The organism is Campylobacter sp. RKI_CA19_01116 (assembly GCF_025771405.1).
Classification (GTDB): Bacteria; Campylobacterota; Campylobacteria; order Campylobacterales; family Campylobacteraceae; genus Campylobacter_D.
On record NZ_JAKMQF010000020.1, the window covers coordinates 1 to 3,161 of the forward strand.

Here is a 3,161-nt window from a genome sequence, read left to right on the forward strand (position 1 = left end):
TATTGCTAGGATATAGCTATCCTAGCAAAGTATTTTATAATCCTCCAACTATACAAGGATTCATAGTTTTAGAATTATCACTTACTATGCAAATTTTTCCTTTTTGCATAAGAGAAGCTTCTTCAACTTCATTTTTTTCCTCTTCATCTACAACTGCAGTATTACTTAGTTTGTCTGAATCTTGTTTTTGAAGAGATGATACTACTTGACTAGCATCAGATCCATTACTTGTGTCTCCATTATTATCATTTCCATTATTTGTACTTGGATTTATAATAACAGCACTTAAAGTAGGTGTTTCTGGAGTACTTGAAGAAACGCCATAGGTTCTAAAATTATCTTTGTCAATTTTTATTTGTGCAAGTAAATCTATGTTTTCATCTTGCAATTTTTCATTTTTTTCCAATAAAACTTCAATACTAGCCACAATTAGATTAAGTCTTTTTTGAGCTATTGACAACTCATTTTCATCTAAAAGTCCTTTGTTGATAGAATTTACAAGACTATTGTACTCATCTTGCAATCTTTTTATCTCTGTATTATTGCTAGTTATATCTTTGTTATTATTTTTGATACTGTTTACAGGATTTATTAAAGATTTAACATAAGCTCTTAGTGCTTCACCTTGCTTTAAAGCATCAGAATGTTTATTGCCCGCTTCATCTTTTAAATTTTCAAAAGTTGTTTCAACTCCGCTTTCAAATTTAGAATCTTTAGCATCATTTTTGCTATAAGCTAGTATAAAATCCATACTTTGAACTAAAGAATGTGCTAAAATTTCTCTTTCTTTCTTTGTATATTTACTTTTATCAAGCAAGAAATTACTTAAAAATTCTACCTTTGACTTAGTATCGCTTAACTTATCATAAGCCTCTAAAAATGCTTGCAAAGTATTTAAATCTATCGCATAAGAATGTCCTTTTAAAGAGTTAAAGATATCTCTTACTATACTCTCATAAAGATCATCTTGTGTTAGTGTTGCTTGATCATTTTTTGCTTCTTGTGCGCTTAGGTATTCTTTTTCTGAAGGTTTAATACTATCTTTATCAAAGTTAGAACCTTTAATGCTATTCATTCCATTTTGAAATTCAGGATCATTAAAATTACCCACATTTTTATCTATATATTTATCATATTTACCGGCAGTATTAATAGGATTTCCATAAAAATAAACATTTGTAGTATTATAGTTTATTGTTTCGCCATAATTACTATTATGAGCTATAAATTTTCCATAGTGAGTATTAGTATGATCTTTACTATCAACAATAAACTTTGCATCATTATTATAATGCATATATACATTATTAAACAAAATATCTTGTTTGTTTATACTTTTATCTATGTATATATGCCCTATAAAACCACCAATAATAGAGCCATTATCCGCTTTAGCACGCATATTCCCCATATTTTTTAAAACAATATTATTAAATGCATTGTTACTAGTCATATAAGCACTTCCAATAAAACCACCTAAATAATTAAACCAATAAGCTCCATTTACAGTAATCTTATCAATACCATCTATAACAATATTATCAAATGCTTTATCTCCAACTTTAGCGCTTCCAATAAAACCACCAACAGAATTATTGCCACCACCTAATCCTGTTACATCAATATTTGAAATTTTTCTTATGGTGATATTTTGAAATTTACTATGAGTATCTCTACCAGCAAAACTACCAGCATATACTATATGATCTTTAGATTCACCTTTAATACTATTAATTGTGTCGATAAAAATATTGGTAAATTTAGCTCCATCAGATGATCCAACAAAACCACCTATATTATTGGACTTATTTGCATTATTAAATATTTCACCAATTGAATTAATACCTACATTTGTATAATCGCCTTGTGTTGTCATTCCAACAAAACCACCAACATAAGCATTATCTCCATTAACTTCAATTTTTTTTACATTGCTTAAATTGATATTATTAAATGAAGATTTATAAACATTGCCAACAAAACTTCCAACTCCACCTACGACATTGCCACTTGTTGTTGCTTTAATAATCCCATTATTATAATCAATGGTTATATTTTCAAAAGTAGCATTTTTAGCACTACCAAATATACCTACATATCCAGGTTTATAAGATAATTTTGTAGTGTCTATGATAATATTACTTAAGGTATAACCTTGCCCATCGAATGTTTTATCAAAGGATGTTGTATGTCCTACTATCATATTAGTACAACCAAGCCCATCTATACAATAATTTGCATAGTTTTGCCAATCTTTACCTTCCTGACCTTTACCTTGATTTCCACCAAAATCTATATCATTAGTAAGTTTAAAGGTATTTCCTGCTACATTATTTCTAAAATCAGCTTTTTCATTCCACCCTTTAGCAAAGTGCCACCAGTCAACATCAGAGCCTATGCTAATATATTGATTATATGTTTTTTTAATTTTATTATCTACATTATTAAATTCATTATATTTTCTTTTAGGATCATAGTAATATCCTGTAGCACTTAAGTACAATGTTCCTTTGCCTGCTTCAACATTTACTTTTTGTACTTTTGTAGTTCCTACATCTACATAAACTTCATTGCCTTTTAAATTTAGCTTATTAGTTTCTATTTTGTTTAAGCTTCCTTTGTCAAAACCTGCTTCAAGCACTATTTTGTTACCTTGCAAGGTAATGCTATCAGTTGAATTTATCTTTCCTAAATTTACAACATTTCCACTATTTGGCTTGATTTTAGGCGAAAATGCTTGTGGATTGTCAAAGCTAAGATTTTTAAAAGTATTAAAATCATCATTACTTAAAGTAGCAGTTGAAGCCATAAAATTTTTAGCATTGATAATTGATCCGCTCTTTTCTATAATAACCCCATTAGGATTAATTAAAAATACATTATTACCACCTGCATTTAATATACCTTCTATGGTAGATTTACTAGTACCATGAGCAATGTTTAGGTAGTTTTGCCCACTTTGTCCTTTTCCAAAATGAACCTGTGCATCTTTACCTATACTAAAACCACCACCCCATTGTATGACTGAGTTTTGTTGGTTTCCATTAATATACATATTATTACCATTAATATTTATACTACCACTAGTCCCATGAGTAAATTTACCTCCACTAGGTAATTGATTTGGATTAAGTGGTTTATCTGCTGCCACCATAGGTGAT

At 29.0% G+C, this 3,161-nt stretch carries 1 protein-coding gene; it reads right to left on the reverse strand.

What is annotated here, in order from left to right:
* Positions 1-34 precede the first annotated feature (34 nt).
* A partial coding sequence (locus tag L8U41_RS07790; protein WP_263728255.1) for a filamentous hemagglutinin N-terminal domain-containing protein occupies positions 35-3,161 on the reverse strand: 3,127 nt, incomplete at its 5' end.